Source organism: Psittacicella hinzii, assembly GCF_003585885.1.
In the GTDB taxonomy this organism is placed as follows: domain Bacteria; phylum Pseudomonadota; class Gammaproteobacteria; order Enterobacterales; family Psittacicellaceae; genus Psittacicella.
Map to the genome: position 1 here is coordinate 17,064 of NZ_NRHC01000026.1, position 21,769 is coordinate 38,832.

Sequence of the window (21,769 nt, forward strand, 5' to 3'; positions counted from 1 at the left end):
TATGCAGCTATTTCATTAATAAATATATGAATTTCAAAAAGTTATTAAGTCTTTCAACTTTACCACTATTTTTAAGTGGTTTAGTTATAGGTGTTGCACAAGCAAATCCTATTTTAAATTATTCTGAGCTTAAATTATCAAATAGCTACCCTATTAAAACATCAAACAGCATACTTTACGAAAACACTTTAAACTTTGTAAATAATCAAAAAGCATTAAATGCAGAAACAAAGGCTGAATTAGATGGAAGATTATCCGCATTAGAAAACTATGTTCTCTACCCTATCCTATTAGCCGAAGTAATTAAAAAATTCCCTTTTGATTATCCTTTAAATAAGTATTTAGATTTATACTTAACGTATTTTCCAAGTAGCAATTTTACTATCTCATTAGTTGGCAGTGTGTTTTATACTGAAAGTAATAATGGCGATTATTACTCTATTCTAAGTCAGTATCAACAACTAGGGGAAAATTATCCGTATAACTTAGTAGCTAATTGTGCATTACTTGACGCTCAAATTAACAGTAATGTTTCTTATAATAAAACTAAATTAAAAGACACCATTAGCCAGGCACTTGAATATAGATATATCAACTCTTGTAAATCTTTATTTAATACCTACGCAAGTTATAACCTTGTAGATACTGAAGATCAACTAGTTGTAAAACAATTTATTGTTAATAATTCTTCTGGAAACAATATTAAACTACTTGACCAAGTTTCTTCACTAATAAATACTGATGATAGTAACATTGCTCTATATGACTATGTCAAGGTTGTTAACGATACTCCAGCAGTAATTTTAGAAAATCGTTATAAAGATAACAAGTATTACCGCGAAGTGGATCAAAAGAATCTTCGTAATTTAGCTAAAATGTTTGGCTTCCAAGATGACAATAGCTACTTAGACTATATTTCATATATAAACTCTTCAAACATGCAAGAGGAGTTAAAAGAGCAAGCTATAGTTGAATATGCGGATTTATACTACTATAAAATTTCTGCTTCTACCTTAAATAACTTTATCGCTAAGTATCACAATGATCGCATTCTTGAGCTAAATATTCGTAGAGCAATTTTAAATAAACAAGATTACCTTGCTTATATAAACCTTTTATCAGAGGAAAAGCAAAATTCTGCTGAATGGTTATACTGGAAAGCCAAAGCGTTAGAAAGTAGTAATCCTAGACAAGCAAAAGCTCTCTTTGACAAAGTGCTAAATACACAAGGTTTTTATGGAATGTTAGCAGCTAAAACCTTAAATAAGCCTTACAAAATAATTAATAGTCTGGTTTATAAACTGGACAAAGCTCCAGATCTATCCCATGAATTACCATGGTATTATACAGCTATAAAAGAAGCAGATAGCTTAAATAATTCGTCATTAGCTTTATTATTATGGCGTAATCTTGAGACTGATAAAGATTACACTGGTTTAATTAACTGGTCTTATGAGAATAATCTTTATTATTTAGGAGTAAATAGTTCAATCCGTCAGGGATTAAGAGATAATTTAGTAGCTCGCTTCCCAGATGCTTTTAGTAGCGCTTTTGCTTCTAAAACTAAAAATCTAAGTGTAACCAAAACGTTTGCACAAGCAATTGCTAGACAAGAGTCAGCTTGGAACTATAATGCTGTTTCAAGTGCTAAAGCTTATGGATTAATGCAGTTTATTAATGCTACAGCAAAGAAAACTGCTTCTAATATGGGCTTAACTTACACAAGCTACAAAAATCTTTTTGACCCGCAATACTCTATTTCTTTAGGTACATATCACCTTTCAGAATTGCTAGATAGTAATGATAATAATCGTGCTCTAGCAGCTATAGGATATAATGCAGGTCCTCGTCGTATTTCTCAATGGTTAAATAATGCAAATGGGCGTTTAAACTTTGATGAATTTGTAGCAACTATCCCATTTACTGAGACTAGAAATTACGTTATGAATACTATTGCCTTTGATTACTACAATCAAATTATTCAAGGAAATAGATCTCCAGTAACAATCTATGATCATGAGTGGAATAGAAAATACTAAGAAATAATTGTGAATATAGCTCTAGTAATCTAGAGCTATAAATCTACTTAAAACTGCGAATATGAAAAAGCAAATAAGTTCATTTATGGAATTTGCTGGATTAATAGTTTTCTTTTTAATCTACAAATTTGCTCCCCAAGAATATGCTCTTAGAGCAGCTTCTATATTTTTATTAATTTTTTCAATAATACAAATTCTTTACTTCAAGTTACTTAAACTTAAAGTTCCAAGATCAATGTTATTTATAAATGGTTTAAGCATTGCCTTTGCTATACCAACAATATACTTTAATGACTTTCAATATATTAGAATCAAACTCTTAGTAATTAAAGCTATATTTTTTATTGTTCCATTTGTTTTTGTTTTATTTGGAAAAAATTTCCAGCAACTAGTGTTTGGAGATCTGGCTGGAATTAAAGAACTTACCAATCATGAATTTAAAGTTGTCAATTGGTGGTTTATAATAGTTTCAGGAGTAAGTTTACTTATAACCTTGTATGCTTACTTTAACCTAAGTGATGATGCTTTTTTAGAGCTAAAAACATTTTGGTTACCAGCTGTTGGAGCTTTATATATTATTCCAATCTTTTACTACCTTATGAAAAAAGATTTAAACAAAAAACCATAGTTAGAGTGAATAATGATCCTAAGATTTATCCTTAATAATTTATCTAGCATTTTATTCTTTATCGTGCTATTTTTAACTTTGTACACTGATCAGGCTGTACAATATGCAGCAACTGTTTATGTACTGGTTGAGGTTAGCTCTTTAATGCTTGTAGCTACAGCAAGACCTGAGGTTTTAAGAGACAGATTATATCTTTTAAAAACTATTGTTGCAGTTTGTCTAATGGGCTTAACCGCATATGATAACAACATTAAAATCTTTGCTTTTGGTATTGCGGTATACCATGTGCTTATAACGTTTGCTATTTGGTGGGGACATCGTAAGCATAGTTACTTTGTAGAAAAATATGATCCTAAATACCTTTCACCTATGACAAGACTTGAGGTTTTAGGGGTACCAATTGCGACAGAAAATCGTAATTCTTTTGTAAAGAGTACAAATGAACTTTACTTAAGAAACTACTTTATTATGAGTTGCTTATATCTTGTTATTCTTCCGGCTACAAATTTAGCTTCACCTTCTTGGTATGTACTATTAGCATTTTTACTACTGCCAATAGTTAACATGCTACTAATCTTCAATTTATCAATCCGTCTGTTTAAAATGTTCCAACCAATCTTTGGCGATGTACAAAAAGACATGATGAAGTTTGATAAAGATAAAGTAAAGGACACAGAAGAAAAGTTAGAAAAGCTTAGAGAGTACATGGATAGTGAGCTAAACGAGATAAAAAATAAGTTTGATAACTTAAATAATTCTAACGATAAAGACGACGAGAAGAAATCTTAGTTTAACTTAAGATCTTAGTTAACTTTTCACTGTTGTATAATATTTTAAAAATCGCAATCCCTTTAAGGAGACATTTAATGTCATTAAGTTATTATGTTATCTTTGCTACTGATAATGATAACGTTTTAGAAAAACGTTTAGAAGTACGTCCGGCTCACTTAGCTCGTTTAGAAAAATTACAAGCTGAAGGTAGATTGTTAGTAGCAGGTCCAAATCCAAAATCTGATGAGGATCCTAAAACTACAGGATTTGCAGGCTCAACTGTAATCGCTCAATTTAGCTCTCTAGAAGAAGCTAAAGCTTGGGCTAATGAGGATCCATACTTACATGCAGGTGTATATAAGTCAGTTGAAGTACGTCCTTATATAGCTGTATTTAAATAAAATATCATTTCACTCTAATTTAATAATTATGTTATCTACTTTACTTTCCACGATTTCAGGACTAATATTCTGTATAGTGTACTTTATGTCACCAAAAGAGGTGGCTGCAGAATATTCCTCCTTAGCTTTAACTATTTCAGTAGTAATTGAAGCATTAATAAAAAACTTCTTTATTAAAAAATTATCACCAACAGCATGGTTTATGTATGTGGTAATTTTATGCTTCACAATACCATCAATTATTTTTAATGATATCAAGTATATCCAATTGAAGTTCTACCTCTTCAAGATAGTATTTATCCTAGTAATTATTATATTAATGCACAAATTTAACATTAATCTCATGAAAAAAGTATTTGGCTTTTTTACCAAACGCGTTTCAGAACATGCTTGGTTTGTAATTAATTATATTTTTGTAGCTTACTTAGTAATTTCATTAATAGGAGCGCTTTACTGTCAATATATGATTTCTGAAGAGGCTTGGGTATTTTTCAAGGGAGTTATTCTTCCAATTATTGGTGGTGTAGCTACTTTAATAATGTTAGGTGTTGGATATTTAGATATACGTAAACAAAATCAAAAAAAGCTACGAGATTAATCTCGTAGCTTTTTTAGTGTTATTTGATCCTGTGGGTATTGTGCTATAATTAAAAAGTCAGTTTTTAAAAACATCAGCAAGAATTCATATACGCCAAGGAATATTAAGATGGATAAAGTATATTCTCCGCATAATATTGAAAAAAGAATATATCAAGAGTGGAAAGAGAAAGGTTTATTCAAGGCAACCTTTGATCCTAATAAAGAAAACTATAGTATTATTATCCCTCCACCAAATGTAACGGGTACTCTGCATATGGGACATGCTTTCCAGCATGTTCTTATGGATATTTTAATCCGTTACAACCGTATGAAAGGTAAAAATACTCTGTGGCAACCTGGTACTGACCATGCTGGTATTGCGACACAGATGGTAGTTGAGAGAAAATTACAAGCTGAAGAAGGTAAACTTCGTAGCGATTATACTCGTGAAGAGTTTATTGCTAAAGTTTGGGAATGGAAAAAATATTCTGGCGGAACTATTAACAGCCAAATTGAGAGATTAGGTGATTCTATCGATTGGGATCGCGATGCTTTTACTATGGATGAAGCTCGATCAAAAGCTGTTAAAAAAGCATTTATTGACTTATATCGCGAGAATAAAATTTATCGTGGTAAACGCTTAGTTAACTGGGATCCAAAATTCAAAACAGCAATTTCAGATCTTGAGGTTGAGAATATTCCTCAAAAATCTAGTTTATGGTACTTTAGATATAGCTTATTAGATGGAGCAAAAACCTTAGAGGGTAAAGATTATCTTGTTGTTGCAACAACTCGTCCAGAAACTATTTTTGGTGATACTGCAGTTGCTGTACATCCAGAAGATGAAAGATATGCTCATCTAGTAGGAAAATTTGTTCATATTCCTGTAATTGATCGTAAAATTCCAATTATTGCTGATTCTTATGTAGCAAAAGACTTTGGTTCAGGGGTAGTTAAAATTACTCCTGCACACGATTTTAACGATTACGAAGTAGGTAAACGTAATAGCTTACCTATGATCAATATTTTAAGTGATGAAGCTTTTCTTTTAGAAAGAACGCCAATTCTTGATACAAATGGTCGTGAAACTGGTGAATATTATGATTTACCTGCTGAGTATCATAACCTAGAGAGATTTGTAGCGCGTAAAAAATTAATTGCCGATTTTGAGCAAAAAAATGCGTTAGAAAAAATCGAACCACATGATATGGTTGTACCAATGGGAGACCGTAGTAATGTCGTTATTGAACCATTCTTAACAGATCAATGGTACGTTGATACTAAAGAGATGGCACGTGTTTCTTTAGATATTGTTAAAGAAGGTAAAATCCGTTTTGTACCGGAACAATATACAAACTGGTATAACAACTGGATGGAAAATATTCAAGATTGGTGTATTTCTCGTCAGTTATGGTGGGGTCACCGTATTCCTGCATATTATGATGAAGAAGGTAATACCTATGTAGGTGAGTCTGAAGAAGATGTTCGTAAGGTTTACAACCTTGATGCAAGTGTAGCTTTACGTCAGGAAGATGATGTTTTAGATACATGGTTCTCATCAGCTCTATGGACTTTTTCAACTTTAGGTTGGCCTGATAAAACTAAAGAACTTGAGTTCTTCCACCCTTCATCTGTGCTAATAACTGGATTTGATATTATCAATTTCTGGGTATCGCGTATGATTATGATGACTACCCACTTCTTAAAAAATCCAGATGGTAGCCCGCAGGTTCCGTTTAAAGACGTTTATGTTACGGGTCTTATTAATGATGAAGAAGGTAATAAGATGTCTAAATCTAAAGGTAACGTACTAGATCCTTTAGATATGATTGATGGTATCTCATTAGAAGAGTTAATTAAGAAACGTACTTCTAACATGATGCAACCACAATTAGCTGAGAAAATTGCTAAACGTACAGCTAAACAATTCCCTGAAGGAATTAAACCAAATGGTACAGACGCATTACGTTTTACTCTAGCTAACTTTGCTTCGTCAGGTCGTAACGTAAACTGGGATATGAAACGTCTAGAAGGTTATCGTAATTTCTGTAATAAATTATGGAATGCTTCTCGCTTTGTGTTAATGCACTTAGAGAACAAAGACGTAACTTTCAAATTAGATGAGCAAACATATCTAGAGCATTCTCCTTACTTTACTCAAGCTGAACTCTTTATCGAAAGTGAGTTAAGTAAAGTAATTGAAAAAGTTGAATTTGCTCTATCTACTTATCGTTTTGACCAACTATCAAATCATTTATATGATTATATTTGGAATACATTCTGTAACTGGTATTTAGAATTTGCGAAAATTAATTTAGCATCGAAAGATGAGAAAGTAGTTAAAGCAACTCAATATCAAATGTTACGCATTTTAGAAGCTACTCTAAGATTAAGTCACATTGTAATTCCATTTATTACTGAAGAAATTTGGCAAAATTTAAAAACATATTTACCTGATCTAGATGGATACATTATGATGCAAAATTATCCATTAGCTTCTGACTTCAAAGTAAACGAAGAAGCTACTGCGACAATTTCAAGAGCACAAGATCTTGTAACTATGGTTAGGGAATTACGTTCAGAAATGAATTTAGCTCCAAGTAAATATCTAAGCGTAAATGTTGTTGGTGATAACTTTGCTTTCTTAGCACAAACTGAAGATTTTGTTTCAGCAATTGCAAAAGTTAACTTAAACTACACAGAAACTCCTTCTAATGAATTAGTAAGTACTAGATTACTAGGTAACGATACAGTTGAGTTTCTACTTTCAGAAATTATTGATGTAGATAAGGAACTTGTAAAACTTAACCAAGAATTAGCAAAACTTGATAGTGAAATTGCTAGGGTTGACGGTAAACTTGCAAACGCTAGCTTTGTTGAAAAAGCTCCAGCTGACTTAATCGAAAAAGAAAAAGCTAAGCGTGTTGACTTTTTAGAACAAAAAGAAAAAGTTAAAGAGCAAATTAGTAAAATCCAAGCTTTAAAAGCTTAATATTAAAATACATTAAGAGGGGGGAAGCTTCCCCCTTCTTTTACTTTTAGCTAGTTTATATATAAAAGGGTTTTATTATGTCGGGAAACTCTATAGGACAATTATTTAGATTAACCACTGCAGGTGAAAGTCATGGTCCAGCTCTTGTAGGAATCCTTGATGGAGTTCCACCTGGTATTGAACTATCTGAAGATGATTTTATCTTCGATATGGACAGACGTAAACCTGGAGTTAATCGCTTTACAACACAAAGATCTGAAGATGATCGTGTGAAAATTCTTTCAGGTGTATTTGAAGGGAAAACTACAGGTACGAGCATTGCTTTACTTGTAGAAAACACGGATCAACGTAGTAAAGATTACTCGGATATAGCGGATAAGTATCGTCCTGGACATGCTGATTTCACTTATGATAAGAAATATGGCATCAGAGATTATCGCGGTGGTGGTAGATCTTCAGCAAGGGAAACAGCTATTCGTGTTGCAGCTGGTGTTATTGCTAAAAAAGTTCTAAAAGAAAAATATGGTACAGAAATAACTGGCTTTGTCTCACAAATCGGAGATATCAAAGCTAACTACGACCTTAATCATTTAGATAAAGACTTTATTAATAGCAATGATTTCTACACTTGTGATAAAGAAGTAGTAGAAAAGTTTGATGAACTTTTAAGAAAGATTAAGAAAGAACACGACTCAATTGGAGCTAAAGTTACTATAGTTGCAGATAATGTACCAGTAGGTTTAGGTGAGCCTGTATTTGATCGTATTGATGCAGATATAGCTCATGCTATGATGGGGATTAATGCTGTTAAAGGTGTTGAGATTGGCGCCGGCTTTAAATCAGTTGAACAACGTGGCTCAGAACATCGTGATCTAATTACAAAGCAAGGATTCCTTTCAAATAATGCGGGGGGTATACTTGGTGGTATTACAACAAGTCAACAAATTTTAGTTAATATTGCTCTAAAACCTACCTCATCAATTCAAATTCCGGGTAGAACTATTAACAAAAATTATGAAGAAGTTGAAATAGTAACTAAAGGTAGACATGATCCTTGTGTTGGCATAAGAGCAGTTCCTATTGCTGAAGCTATGTTAGCTTTAGTTCTAGTAGACCATTTAATGCGAGATCATGCACAAAACCGTCTCTTAGCTAAATATCACTCTCATTGATTATTCTTAAATTTTTATTTAAGTGAATCTAATTCAGGGTATAATAAAAATTCATTCTAGTTTAAACATAAACTATATTATAGGCTTCTCTTAGTATTAAATAACATGACTAATCTAAACCTAATAAAAGAATCAATTGCTTCAGTTAAAGACTTTCCAGTACCTGGTATTATTTTTAGAGATATTACAACTCTAGTAGGTAATCCTGAAGCATTTAAAGAAACAATTGACGCATTTGTTGCACACTATAAAGATAAAGGTATCACTAAAGTTATTGGTACTGAATCTAGAGGTTTTATCTTTGGAGCACCTGTGGCTCTAGCTCTTGGTGTGCCCCTAGTGTTAGTTCGCAAACCTGGAAAATTGCCTAGAGAAACTATTAAAGTTGATTACTCTTTAGAGTATGGTAAAGATTCATTAGAACTACATAAAGATGATATTAAAGCAAATGATAGCATCTTAGTAATTGATGACTTATTAGCTACAGGTGGAACTTTAGCAGCAACTGTTAAATTAGTTGAAAGCTTAAACGCTAAATGTAAATATGCTGGTTTTGTGATGAACTTAAAAGATTTACCAGGTCAAGCAAAACTTGAATCTTTAGGTGTAGAAGTATTTAGTTTAGTAGAATTTGAAGGTGCTTAATGACTGCAAATTACACAGTTCTTGCACGTAAATATAGACCGAAAACTTTTTCGCAAGTTGTAGGGCAAGAACATGTTCTTGATGCTATGAAAAACAGTATCTTGAATAATAAATTGCATTCAGTTTATCTATTAAGTGGTACAAGAGGGGTAGGTAAAACAACTATCGCAAGAATTTTCACTAAGGCTATGAATTGCGAAAATTTTAGTGAAAATAAAGAACCTTGCGATAGATGCGCTTCATGTAAAAGTATAGACGATTATGCTTCTCCTGATTTGCTAGAAGTCGACGCTGCTTCTCGCACAAAAGTTGAAGAAACACGTGAACTTATTGAGAGCATACAATTCCCTCCTCTTGTGAGCAAGTATAAAGTTTTTATTATTGACGAAGTGCATATGTTAACGGTTTCTAGTTTTAATGCACTTCTAAAAACTTTGGAAGAACCTCCAGAGTACGCAAAGTTTATCTTATGTACAACTGATCCGCAAAAAATACCTGCTACGGTTCTTTCTCGCTGTCTCCATTTTCATCTAAAACCATTTAGTGAAGAGCAGATAGCTAAACAATTAAAGTTTATACTTAACGCTGAAGAGATTAAATTTGAAAATAAAGCCGTGCAAACCTTAGCTTTAGCCGCTAATGGTTCTATGCGAGATTGCCTATCTTTAACTGATCAAGCCATAGCTATTGGTAACCAAGAAGTTACAACTAGCGGTGTGTACCAAATGTTAGGTTTAGTTGATGATACTTTACCTACAGATTTAGTTATTGGTATTTTACGTGGTCAAAAATTAGAAGTTCTAAAAATTCTCCAAGATATAAATAGTGAGCAAGCTGATTGGCAATCGGTTATTCAACAGATACTTAACATTATCTACCAAGCTTCAATTATTACATTTATACCTGTAAATGAATATGAAGAGAATGCCATAGATAATGAACAATTGATAGCTGAATTCCAAAAAGGAAATTTTGATCTATTTAATGTTGAAAAAACACAAATTATTTATGAAGTGTTTTCTCATGCTTTAGAGATCTTAAAAAACTCTTCTAATCCGTACCAAGTAATGCAATTAGCTTGTATTCGAGCTTTAGCTTTTGGTATTGCCCAAGGTGCCCCGACACTTTTGAAATTTAGCCAAACTGTTAAAAGTAATTTCAAAGAGCATAAGATTGACAATAAGAGTTTTAAACCAAAATCTTTCTCCCCTTACAAAAAAATCAACTCAACAATTGATGATCAGAGTGAATTTTCAATCACCAAAAATAAGCAAAAATTCTCTCAAAATTTAGATGGAGATGTTAGTTTTGACATAATTAAGAAAAAGTTGTCAGGCATGTACATCTATAATGAAGATAATGATGCAGTAAAAGAGGATAAAGATTTTGCAGCTGTTCCTGAAGAGATTAAGGCAACTCTAAACTTGATACAGTACAAGTCTAAAGCTGTTCAAGAAAAGGTCAATCAAGAAACTGTTGAAGTTACTACTGAAAGTTTGGCAACCTCCTCTCTTGAAGAAAATCAGGAACCTGTTTTTATTAATAGCAAAACTGAGTTACTCTCACCTGAAGTTTTACATGAATTAAGTAAAGCAGAGCTAGATGAGCAAGAGGAATCATTAGAAGTTAGTACTATGTCACAGGCTTCTAATGTGGATCATCTTACTATGTCAAGTGATGAGATTGCAGCAGCTCAAAAAGCAGTTGATTTAAGTGTAGAAGTAGAACCTGCAAAACTTGCTCTACTTCCACAGGAAGATCTTAGTTCTGTTAATATCTTGAATGCCTATCGCTCGAAAAACGATTTCCTTGAGCTTGGTAGTAAGTGGTTAGATACTCTATACCAATCTGAAGATAGTATAGACTACCTCTTTGCGTATTGTATGAAAGAGGATAGCCTGCTTGAAAAACTCGCTCCTAATAATTTAGTTTACCTTTCTCCTCAACTCACATACTCCGAAACCATTAATAAGATTAAAGAAAATAATACCCTAACAAGTATATTGTCTTTAGAGCTTAGTAAAGGTTTATTACTCTTTATAACTTCTATTGCATGCGCTTATAATGAATCTCAAGGATCTAGCAATGTATTCATTTTGGATTTCAAAGGGAATAAGGAGATAGAAGACCTCTTTAATAGAGATCATAAGGAGAAGTTTTTAGAAGCTTTAAGAAGTAAGGGAATTGAGTTTTCAACAATTATTAATGAGAATGTAAATACCTCTTCAATTAAATCTGTAATTTCAGAGTATATAGAGCAAAGTATTGCTTACGTTTTTGATCAACTAAATCACGAATTAGAAATCTTTAAGTAGAAGTATGTCTACTAACAACACAATTAATGATTTAATCAATAAGTTCGCTAAGTTACCAACAGTGGGTCGTAAATCTAGTACAAAAATAGTTTACAGCCTCTTAACTTCAGACGATAGAAGTCAAATTGAGAACTTAGCTAACGCATTATTAAATGCTGCCAGAAATGTGCGTCATTGTAAATGTTGCAACACTCTAACAGATGATGAGTATTGCGATATTTGCTTAAACCCAAAAAGAATTGCCACTAAAAAAGCAATTATTATATCTAGTCCTTTAGATATAGATAATATTGAATCATTTTCAGTATTTGACGGGATTTACTTTGTTCTAAAAGGCTTGATCTCTCCTTTAGAAGGTATTGGTCCAGAAGAAGCAGGTATCCCTCTCTTAATCAAATTTCTTAAGACACAGCAAATTCAAGAAGTGACTTTGGCTTTAAGTACTTCAGCAGAAGGTGAAGCAACTGCGCAATTAATTTCCGATCTTTGTTTTAAATTAAATATTGATTGCTACAAATTTGCGACAGGCTTACCTTTTGGAGTTAACTTTAGTAATGTTGATGCTAATACAGTGTTAAACTCATTCTTGAATCGCACAAAATTAAAATTTGATCTTAATTAATATTAAATTGTAAAATCATGGATTATATAGATCAAGATCAACAATTTTTAGAAATTTGTCGAAAGACAGAAATGAATGTTCTTTCGATTTTTATTGAATTCCAAGATTCTATCCGCGAGTATGGAGATAGGGTTAACGTTGATCTCTTTGTTGATGAACGTAATGCTCTTTTATTTCTAATTTTAAAAGAATTAGATAATAATGGGGTAAAGATTGATTTTAGTACCATTTCTATTAAAGTTCGCGAGCATAATCTGGAAAATGATCTTACCCCCGAATATTTAGAACAGTTTTTCTACAAAAATAATCCAGAAGTAAATGCTAAGTTTTATATCGATCATCTGATTAAATATGCACAGCAACGTGAAGTATCAGATGTTGGTGTAGAACTTTTTAATAATGTTCGAAGTCACAATCCAAACATAGCTTCAATCATAGCTACTGCACAAGATAAATTAAACAAAGTTGCAGCTTCAGAGCAAGATTTTAAGCTTTCCGATTTAAGAGCTAATAAAATCTTAGCTGAAGCCATTGAAAATTTACGTTTAAGATCTAGTAGTAAAGGTGAAGTTAAAAACGGTGGTATAAGTTCAGGGTTTGCTACTCTTGATGCTGTTACCAATGGTTTAAAACCAGGTGAACTCATAATTATCGCTGGTCGTCCAGCTTCAGGTAAATCTACCTTTGCTATGAACATTTGTGAAAACATTGGCTATAAGGCTAAATCAACGAAACCTATAGTAGTTTTCACCCTTGAGATGCCAGCAGAGCAAGTTATGTACCGTTCACTTTGTGCATTATCAGGAGTTTCTCAAAATAGCGTACAAAAAGCAACAATTTCCTCAGAGGAATATGGTCGACTTTATGCTACAGCATCAGCTATTACAGAGTCAAACAACGTATATATCGATGACTCATCGTATGGTCTTACAATTGAAAAAGTTCGTAGTCGCGCCAGAGTAATTGCGCAAAATCATGCTGACCCAGAGACAGGAGAACCACAAATGGGATTAGTTATGATTGACTACCTTCAACTATTGGAGTCTGAACAATACTTTAAAGATAGACACTTATTAATTGCACATATTGCGAAAAGTTTAAAAGCTTTAGCTCGTGAATTAAAATGTCCTGTTCTAGCTCTATCTCAATTAAACCGTAATGTGGATACTCGTGGACCAGACTCTAGACCAACCAATGCTGACTTACGTGAATCTGGGGCAATTGAGCAAGATGCCGACGTAGTTATCATGGTTCATAGACCAGAGACAAATGCTCCACCGGAAAAGAAAAACGAGCTTAAAGGTAAAGCTGAAATAATTATTACAAAAAACCGTCAAGGGGAAATTGGAACTATTTATTGTAAGTTCCAAGGTATGTTCTCTCGTTTTGTTGATGATAGTGAATCATCATTCCGACCGGGTTAATTAAATGAATCTAAACACTACCGACTTTTTAAAAAAACTATTTTACTCTCCAGGAGTAACCTTATTGTTAAATTTAGAACGCAAGCACAATATCCTTGTACATCAAGCAATAAATAGCTTAGTTTCTAATATTCATTATGATAATAGTTTAAAAAACTATTGGAATAACTTTTACTATACAAATCGTTGGTGGAATAAATCATTTTCAGATAATTTTTCAGATGAACCTCAGCAAATGCTGGGGTTCTTTTATCAAAAAAGATTAGAAAGCGCATCTATCAATCCTAAACAACAAGCTCTAATCTATAAGGATAAAAGTTTAGATAATGATGAATTAAACTATCAAGAAAATGATGCTATTCAAAGAAAGCTAGACAAACAAATTGGATTTAACAATCTCCTATATTGGTCCAATAATTTCTCTAGCTTTTATAAAACCTATCTAGCAGCAAATGCGTCTTACTTCGAAAGTAATTATCTTGACAATGCGCAACACGTATTAAATCATATAAAGGCTACTTTAAAAAATAATTACTTTCTCCAGGTGCCTTATGAGAATAACCTGTATAGTTTAAGTGCTAGTGCAGAGATTAATAATTTTACTAGTGAGGAGTCTTTAATTGTAAATAAACAAGTAGACTTACTTCCACCACCTCCTCCATTAACAAATTATGCTCTAGCTTTAGGAGAAGCTTTCAGACTTAATCATCTAACATTTGCACAAATTTGTGCTTTAGTTGATGTTATTTTTGATCAGAAGAACGAAAGTAAATTTTACACAGTTTCATATTCACAATTAAATGCAAAAGGTAAAGATTTAATTGTTAAACTTGGTTTAAATCAATATCTTCTACCAGAGTTTTTTGTATTACCGGAAGAGTACTGTAATTTAAAAGAGGATTTAGAGTTCTTTACATTTAATTTTGCACAATACAAAACAACTTTAGCAAGTTTTAGAATCCTTGGAAAAGAAGCTTTACTTGCTGGAGCTAGAGAGCTTTATCCGGCAATTAGTAAAATCAAAATAAAATTGGCAAAAAAAAGATATGGTGTTTACCATGTCGTTTCAGTAGTGCCATTTTTTGGTAGTGATATCCTGAATATAGGTGAGTCTGTCTTCTGCGATCAAATAGGTAGACTTGACGTGGATCAAGAAATAATTGATGCATTAGATAGGATTATCTTAGAGAGTGTAGATACCAGTGCTTTATCTCTTCTAATCGAAGATCCTAGAAGCTTAGAGGATGTTGAATACAACATCAAACTAATTACAAGTATTGATTATCGTGCGCCAGAATATAATCCGGCTTATAAAGGTACGATAGATATTCTTGATACACCATTTACTATTTACCCTCAAGTCTTTTCTAAAGCTTTAGCTAAAAACATTCTAGCGGATTTCTTACCTCTATCTCCTTGCTTAGAGTTTTTATCAAAAAAATTCTACTTTTCCGATAACAGAATAGAGGGATTAAGTGAGGAATTTCAGGTAGCTAGACGTAATCTTGTTCCTCTAGAAAACCTACCTAGAGTGACAAATACTAATCTATATAACGAGAAAGATACAGATTACCTAGAAGATATTCTTGCTCAAGTTCCTGAAGAATATAAAGATTACGTTAGAAAAAATATAGACAAAGATGATCAACTGCCTATAGAAGCAGTCAATACTAATTTTCCTGCTAAACATAGGTTTGATTATGAAGAGCGTCATAGATCAATAAAACCAATTCCCTACGCTAAAAGTTTAAATGACATAGACTTTTTAGCTAAAGAAAATAGATACTCTGATTTAGAAGATATAGTATTTACTGAAGTTTATAAGCAAAATCAGATTGACGTTAATAATTTTTTACCGATAAATCCTTATAAGGGTGAACGTAAATATAAAGATATTATTAACTTAATCAAAGATGCAAGATGCAAGACGATAAGCTCATTCTATTTAGATTTAAATCAAGATCTAACCTACTATGATTTGGTAAAAATTGAAGAAGATTATCCTGATAATAATCTTATTATTGCTCCATATACTGTTAAAGTATTTGTAGCTAATAATGGTGGTTTTATAAACTATGAACAATTAAACTATTACCATGGTCTTGTATATATTGATAAACCAATAAATGAAACTACGAGCGATAATAGCGAGCAAATTGAAGTAGATCGTACTAGCTTTCTCACTGTAGACAAATCTATAGATTATCTAGTAAAACGACAAAATATACATGCGTTAGAAGAAGTTCCTACTTTATCACTAAAAGCTTTAGATTATTATTTAAACCAACGTAGATATTCACGTCTAGATACTCCTGATCAGCCTTTACCAGAAGTTATTTACATAGAGGATGTAGTTACCTTTTTAATTCATTCTCTACCTAAATCTAGATGCAATTATGATTTTAAATTACTAAAAGATTATTACCACAACTTAATAGAACATAATTCCTATAGTAAAAGTCAAAAAGATTTGATTAAACTATCAATATATGAATTTAATCAAGAATTTGAAAAGTTTACACAAGGAATTAACCAAATATTTCAAAGTTTAAATTCATTAGCTAATGAGTTTAAAATTCAAATTATTATGAATTTTAATTTAACCTCAGTTTTACAAGCATTTGGTTTAACTGCTAATGATTTTTGGAGTGGTATTGAAGATAGTAAACTAAACTTTTTCAAGTTCACTTACTCAAATGATAATTATGAAGAGTTAGATGAGTTAGACAACCGAGAACTTTTACATAAAACAATTATCAAAGATCTATCGCCAAACATTGTAGTGGAAAAGGATCCACAGCTATATTTGACTTTACTACAAAATAGCAATTATGATCTAACAACTCTAGCGCTAGTTGAGCTTGTGCAAGAGGACTACCACTATTTGCTAGATGTTAAAAGTAAACTTAAGGTTTCACTTGCAAGTCAAGCTTTAAACTTTTTTAGTGAATATAAAGTTGATTTTAAAAGTTTTAACTTTTATTACTACCCATATAGTAAAAAAGTGGAATTTTAATTAATAAAAGGAGGATTCTATCCTCCTTTTATTAAATCCGAAATACCAAATAAGTGGTATACTTTCATTGTTTTGACCAAGGTTAAATGAGGTTTAAATATGAAGTATCCTAAAGCAGTCATAGACACTAAAGCTCTTAAGCATAACATTGAAATAATAAGGCACTTAGCTCCTAATTCAAAAATCTGTGCAATTGTAAAGGCTAATGCTTATGGGCATGGCTTAATAGATGTGGCTAGATCTTTATTAAAACATGTCGAGGGCGTAGGTGTTGCAAGAATTGCAGAAGCTGAAAGATTGCGTGATGCTGGTTTTAATAATGAAATAATTTTATTAGAGGGCTTTTTAGGAGCCGCAGAACTGTTAAAATTAAATGAACTAAAGTTAACTACAGCTGTACATTGCTATGAGCAAGTAGAGTTAATAGAAAAATACGCTTCAAGTTTAAATAATTTAAAAGTTTGGTTAAAATTTAATACAGGAATGAATCGTCTAGGTCTAGACGCTGATGAAACTAAAGAGATAAAGAACCGCTTGGAAAGATTAGATTGTGTTAAAGAAGTAAATCTTATGACACACTTTGCTAACGCTGATGATCGTACGAGTAACTATACTGAAGAACAAATTGCTAAGTTCAATGAGCTTAACCAAGATATGTTTTTAAATCGCTCAATAAGTGCTTCGTCAGGTATTCTATTTTTTCCGCAAACTAGAGCAGAGTGGATACGCCCTGGGGTGATAATGTATGGTATTAGTCCTACATATGAGCCAGTTGTAAACTTTGGTTTTATTCCCGTAATGAATTTTGAAACAATTTTATCAAACGTTTTTAAATTAAAAGCAGGTTGTAGAATTGCAAATTCAAATCAAGTATTTTCTCAAGATATGTATATCGGAGTAATTGCTCTTGGTACAAGTGACGGCTACCCAAGTCAAGCTCCTGAGGGAACTCCATTTTTAGTAAATGGTAGAAAGGTAAGTTTAGTTGGTAAAGTTAATGTAGATACTATTTACGTTAATTTAGGTCCAGAATTAAAAGATAAAATGGGAGACAAAGTTATTGTTTTTGGTAAAAGTCTTCCAGTAGAAGAGGTAGCTAAACACATCAATGTTATTACTTATGAGTTAACTACTAAGTTAACAACACAAACTAAACACGAGTATATAATTAATTAGATGAAATATCCTAAAGCTATAATTAATACCAAAACCTTACAGCATAATTTTAGTCTTATTCAAGACCAAAACCCAGAAGCACATATTATTGCTTTAGTAAATGCAAATGCTTACGGTCATGGTATGGTTGAGATTGCTCGAGCATTAGAAAATAATGTAGGTGCTTTTGCAACAACTAGACTAGATGAAGCTGAAAATTTAAGAGATAACGGTATAACTACCCCAATCATAGTTTTACAAGGTTTTACTAATTTAGTAGAGCTTTTTAAAATCAATGATTTAAAGCTACAGCCTGTTATCAGTAATCAAGCACAACTCGATTTAATAATCCATTACAACGAACACTTATCCGGTCTAAAAGTTTGGTTTAGTCTACAAGATGACAAACATTATGAGGGATTTGAGACAATTGATCTTAATGTTATTCAAAAGATAAAATCAATTAAAAGTATTGGTTTAATGTGTTATAGCTTAACTAAAGAAGCTAAATCATTGTTAGAGAGCAGAGTTGTTTCTGACGTTGCTATCATGGATTATGTAGCTCCAAACGACCTTAATAGTATTACTGCACAGGTATGGCAAAGCTCTGGAGTACAACTCTATGGCTTACAAACCAATAGTTTTTATATAAACAACCTTATAACGGTTATGAACTTGGAAACTTTAGTAGTACAAATTCACTACCGTAAAGCTGGTGATAAAATTGGTTATGGTAGCATTTATACCGTTCCAGAAGATACTTACATCGGAGTAGTAGCCATTGGCTATGGTGACGGTTATCCTCGTAATGCTCCATATGGCACTCCAGTATGGTTAAATGGGCGTGAAGTACCAATTGTTGGTAGAGTTTCAATGGACATGCTAACCGTAGACCTTGGTCCTAATCTTTGTGATAAAGTTGGAGATAAGGTGGTGCTTTGGGGTGATAAGCTAAATTTAGATACTATAGCTAGTAAGGTTGGAATTAAAGATTTCGAATTAACTTCGTATTTAACGGAGAGAGTTAAACATGAATTTAATTAGCTTTACTGGTGTATAATATGCAGTATAGTAATGAGACATACTATTTATTTTTATCTTTGTAGTCTAATTTTCTAAGGAATTATGTCATGAAAAATATCAATCCTACAACTACAAAAGCTTGGTCAGAACTAGAACGCTTAGCTAGAGATGTACCAACTTTACAACACCTTTTTGCTCAAGATAAGGATAGATTTGCAAAATACCATTTAAACTTGGAAGATGTTTTAGTAGATTTCTCAAAAAATAATATTAATGATATTATTTTTAAAAACTTACTAAATCTAGCAAAAGAAACTGATGTTGAAAGTGCAATTAAGTCAATGTTTAATGGTGACAAAATTAATTTCACTGAAAACCGCTCTGTTCTTCACATTGCTTTACGCAAACCTAAAACTGAGAAATTAGTTGTTGATGGGGTTGATGTTGTTGCTAATGTACACCGTGTATTAGAACAAATGAAAGAATTTACAGAGCAAGTAAATTCTGGTACTTGGACAGGTTACACTGGTAAAAAAATTACTGATGTAGTAAACATTGGTATTGGTGGCTCTGACTTAGGTCCTTTAATGGTCACAGAAGCTTTAAAACCATATAACCAAGGTTTAAAACTACACTTTGTATCAAATGTAGATGGTACTCATATTGTTGAAACTCTAAAACAATGTAATCCAGAGACAACATTATTTATTATTGCTTCTAAAACATTTACTACACAAGAAACCATGTGTAACGCAAATACTGCAAAAGCTTGGTTACTAGAGCATGCAAAAGATAACAATGCTATTGCAAAACACTTTGTTGCTCTATCAACAAATCTTAAAGCTGTAGCAGAATTTGGTATTGACACTAAATACGCATTTGAATTCTGGGACTGGGTAGGTGGACGTTACTCTTTATGGTCTGCAATCGGTTTATCTATTTCTCTAGCTGTAGGTTTTGATAACTTCCAAAAACTACTAGAGGGAGCTTATTCAGTAGATCAACATTTTGCAAATACTCCTTTAGAGAAAAACTTACCAGTGATCTTAGCTCTAATTGGCTTATGGAACACTAATTTCTTAGGAGCACAAACAGAAGCGATCCTACCATATGATCAATACATGCACAGATTCCCTGCTTATTTCCAACAAGGAAACATGGAGTCAAATGGTAAGTATGTAGATCGCAATGGTAATCCAGTTAGCTACCAAACAGGACCAATTATTTGGGGTGAACCAGGTACAAATGGTCAACATGCTTTCTATCAATTAATTCATCAGGGGCGTGTTTTAATTCCATGTGATTTCATTGCTGCAGCTGTTAGTCATAATCCAATTGGTGATCACCATACTAAACTAATGTCTAACTTCTTTGCGCAAACAGAAGCTTTAGCTTTTGGTAAATCTCGCGCTGTAGTAGTTGAAGAACTTAAAAAACAAGGTAAAACTGCTGAGGAGATTGAAAAACTAGCTCCATTTAAAGTATTTGAGGGTAATAGACCAACTAATAGTATCTTAGTTAAACAAATTACTCCGTATACTTTAGGGCAATTAATTGCTTTATATGAGCATAAGATCTTTACTCAAGGCGTGATCTTAAATATTTACTCATTTGATCAATGGGGAGTAGAGTTAGGTAAGCAATTAGCTAATAACATTATTCCTGAATTAGAAAATAATGAGACTATTACAAGTCACGACAGTTCAACAAATGGTTTAATTAACGCATTTAAAAACTGGCGTTAATTTCATCTAACTAAATAAAGCTAGAGGTTATGCTTCTAGCTTTATTTAAATTTTCTTTAGTCATTTTTTTACAAAAGTAGTATAATAACCCCTTGAAAGTATAAACATTTTAATTACTTATAGAATTAAACTAATTGGATTTATATGTCTCTTATTGGAATTTTTTACGGTAGTGATACTGGTAATACTGAGAACATTGCCAAAATGCTTAATGATCAATTAGGAAATGATCTTTGCGATGTATATGACATTGCAAAATCAACTAAAGAAGATTTAGAAAAATACAATATCTTATTATTAGGTATTCCTACTTGGTACTATGGCGAAGCACAAGCTGATTGGGAAGAGTTCTTTCCAACTTTAAAAGAAATCGATTTTAATGATCGTGTTGTAGCTATTTTTGGTTGTGGAGATCAAGAAGATTATGACTGTTATTTCTGTGATGCTATGGGAGAAGTAGCTGACATTGTTAGAGATAATGGTGGGATCATTATTGGTTATACCTCAAAAGAAGGCTATAACTTTACAAGCTCAAAAGCTTTACAAGAAGATGATACATTAGTAGGTTTATGTATTGATGAAGATCGTCAACCTGAACTAACTAATGAAAGAGTTGAAAATTGGTGCAACCAGTTAAAATCTGAGTTAGGGATTTAACTAATACTTTTTTATTAAACTGTATTATAATAAAGTAAGCACTTACTTATATTTTTATCTTTTTAAACTAAATTTTAATGTAGCGACAATGGAAAGTTTAACTCTAGAACAGTCTCACAACATGCTACGTAAGGCAGGGTTAAAGATCACTGCTCAACGCGTTACGATACTGAATATAATAGCAGAGTCTCCTGAAAGACATATAGGTGCTGAAGAGATCTATAAAGTGCTTTCAGAACTCAAACGAGATATTGGTTTAGCTACAGTTTATCGTGTATTAAACCAATTCGAAGAAGCTGGTATTGTAGTTAAGCACAATTTCGAAGGTACACGCTTTGTATTTGAATTAACAAACAAAGAAGACCATGATCATATTATTTGTACTGATTGTGGTAAAGTTTTCGAATTTGTTGATGAAACTATTGAAAACAAGCAACGTAAAATTATTGAAGATGTTGGTTTAAAACCAAAACCTCAGTCTTTATATTTTTATGGCAGTTGTAGAAATAAAAGCACTTGTGAGAGCAATTTAGCAAACAATGAAGCTAAAGACAAAGATGCTTAATATAAACATATAAAAAAGGA

General features: G+C 32.3%; 17 protein-coding genes. All 17 read left to right on the forward strand.

Features of this window, described 5'->3' with window-relative positions:
• Nucleotides 1-26: 26 nt before the first annotated feature.
• The 17 genes from CKF54_RS02335 (at nt 27) to fur (ending at nt 21,749) form a co-directional block, all read left to right on the forward strand.
• Nucleotides 27-2,039, forward strand: a complete 2,013-nt coding sequence (locus tag CKF54_RS02335; RefSeq protein WP_119524680.1) for a transglycosylase SLT domain-containing protein — start codon at nt 27-29, stop codon at nt 2,037-2,039.
• An 85-nt stretch (nt 2,040-2,124) separates the two neighbouring features.
• Complete coding sequence (locus tag CKF54_RS02340) at nt 2,125-2,667, forward strand: septation protein IspZ (RefSeq protein WP_222987476.1); 543 nt, start codon at nt 2,125-2,127, stop codon at nt 2,665-2,667.
• A 12-nt stretch (nt 2,668-2,679) separates the two neighbouring features.
• On the forward strand, nt 2,680-3,456 hold the full coding sequence (locus tag CKF54_RS02345) for a hypothetical protein (RefSeq protein WP_119524682.1): 777 nt from the start codon (nt 2,680-2,682) through the stop codon (nt 3,454-3,456).
• Nucleotides 3,457-3,533: 77 nt separating this feature from the next.
• Nucleotides 3,534-3,839, forward strand: coding sequence for a YciI family protein (locus tag CKF54_RS02350; protein WP_119524683.1), 306 nt, complete (start codon nt 3,534-3,536; stop codon nt 3,837-3,839).
• A gap of 28 nt (nt 3,840-3,867) precedes the next feature.
• Nucleotides 3,868-4,437 (forward strand): septation protein IspZ, encoded by a 570-nt coding sequence (locus CKF54_RS02355; RefSeq protein WP_119524684.1) that lies wholly within the window; start codon nt 3,868-3,870, stop codon nt 4,435-4,437.
• Nucleotides 4,438-4,545: 108 nt separating this feature from the next.
• Nucleotides 4,546-7,410, forward strand: coding sequence for a valine--tRNA ligase (locus CKF54_RS02360; RefSeq protein ID WP_119524685.1), 2,865 nt, complete (start codon nt 4,546-4,548; stop codon nt 7,408-7,410).
• Nucleotides 7,411-7,487: 77 nt separating this feature from the next.
• Nucleotides 7,488-8,582 carry a chorismate synthase gene (gene aroC / locus CKF54_RS02365; protein ID WP_119524686.1) on the forward strand — a complete coding sequence of 365 codons (1,095 nt, stop codon included), beginning with the start codon at nt 7,488-7,490 and terminating at the stop codon, nt 8,580-8,582.
• A gap of 105 nt (nt 8,583-8,687) precedes the next feature.
• A complete protein-coding gene (gene apt / locus CKF54_RS02370) occupies nt 8,688-9,227 on the forward strand; it encodes an adenine phosphoribosyltransferase (RefSeq protein ID WP_119524687.1) in 540 nt (179 codons plus the stop codon).
• Nucleotides 9,227-11,542, forward strand: coding sequence for a DNA polymerase III subunit gamma/tau (dnaX, locus tag CKF54_RS02375; RefSeq protein ID WP_119524688.1), 2,316 nt, complete (start codon nt 9,227-9,229; stop codon nt 11,540-11,542). Before apt ends, dnaX begins: the two co-directional genes overlap by 1 nt.
• Nucleotides 11,543-11,546: 4 nt before the next feature.
• Complete coding sequence (gene recR, locus CKF54_RS02380; RefSeq protein WP_119524689.1) at nt 11,547-12,164, forward strand: recombination mediator RecR; 618 nt, start codon at nt 11,547-11,549, stop codon at nt 12,162-12,164.
• Nucleotides 12,165-12,181: 17 nt separating this feature from the next.
• Nucleotides 12,182-13,588 carry a replicative DNA helicase gene (locus CKF54_RS02385; protein WP_119524690.1) on the forward strand — a complete coding sequence of 469 codons (1,407 nt, stop codon included), beginning with the start codon at nt 12,182-12,184 and terminating at the stop codon, nt 13,586-13,588.
• A gap of 4 nt (nt 13,589-13,592) precedes the next feature.
• Nucleotides 13,593-16,604 carry a hypothetical protein gene (locus CKF54_RS02390; RefSeq protein ID WP_119524691.1) on the forward strand — a complete coding sequence of 1,004 codons (3,012 nt, stop codon included), beginning with the start codon at nt 13,593-13,595 and terminating at the stop codon, nt 16,602-16,604.
• Between the two features lie 99 nt (nt 16,605-16,703).
• Nucleotides 16,704-17,780, forward strand: a complete 1,077-nt coding sequence (gene alr / locus CKF54_RS02395; RefSeq protein ID WP_119524692.1) for an alanine racemase — start codon at nt 16,704-16,706, stop codon at nt 17,778-17,780.
• A complete protein-coding gene (locus tag CKF54_RS02400) occupies nt 17,781-18,803 on the forward strand; it encodes an alanine racemase C-terminal domain-containing protein (protein WP_119524693.1) in 1,023 nt (340 codons plus the stop codon).
• Nucleotides 18,804-18,889: 86 nt separating this feature from the next.
• Nucleotides 18,890-20,527, forward strand: coding sequence for a glucose-6-phosphate isomerase (gene pgi / locus CKF54_RS02405; RefSeq protein ID WP_119524694.1), 1,638 nt, complete (start codon nt 18,890-18,892; stop codon nt 20,525-20,527).
• 144 nt (nt 20,528-20,671) lie between these two features.
• Nucleotides 20,672-21,184 (forward strand): flavodoxin FldA, encoded by a 513-nt coding sequence (gene fldA, locus CKF54_RS02410; protein WP_119524695.1) that lies wholly within the window; start codon nt 20,672-20,674, stop codon nt 21,182-21,184.
• An 88-nt stretch (nt 21,185-21,272) separates the two neighbouring features.
• The gene (fur, locus tag CKF54_RS02415; RefSeq protein ID WP_119524696.1) at nt 21,273-21,749 is read left to right on the forward strand and encodes a ferric iron uptake transcriptional regulator; all 477 of its coding nucleotides are present in this window, start codon (nt 21,273-21,275) and stop codon (nt 21,747-21,749) included.
• Nucleotides 21,750-21,769: the final 20 nt, after the last annotated feature.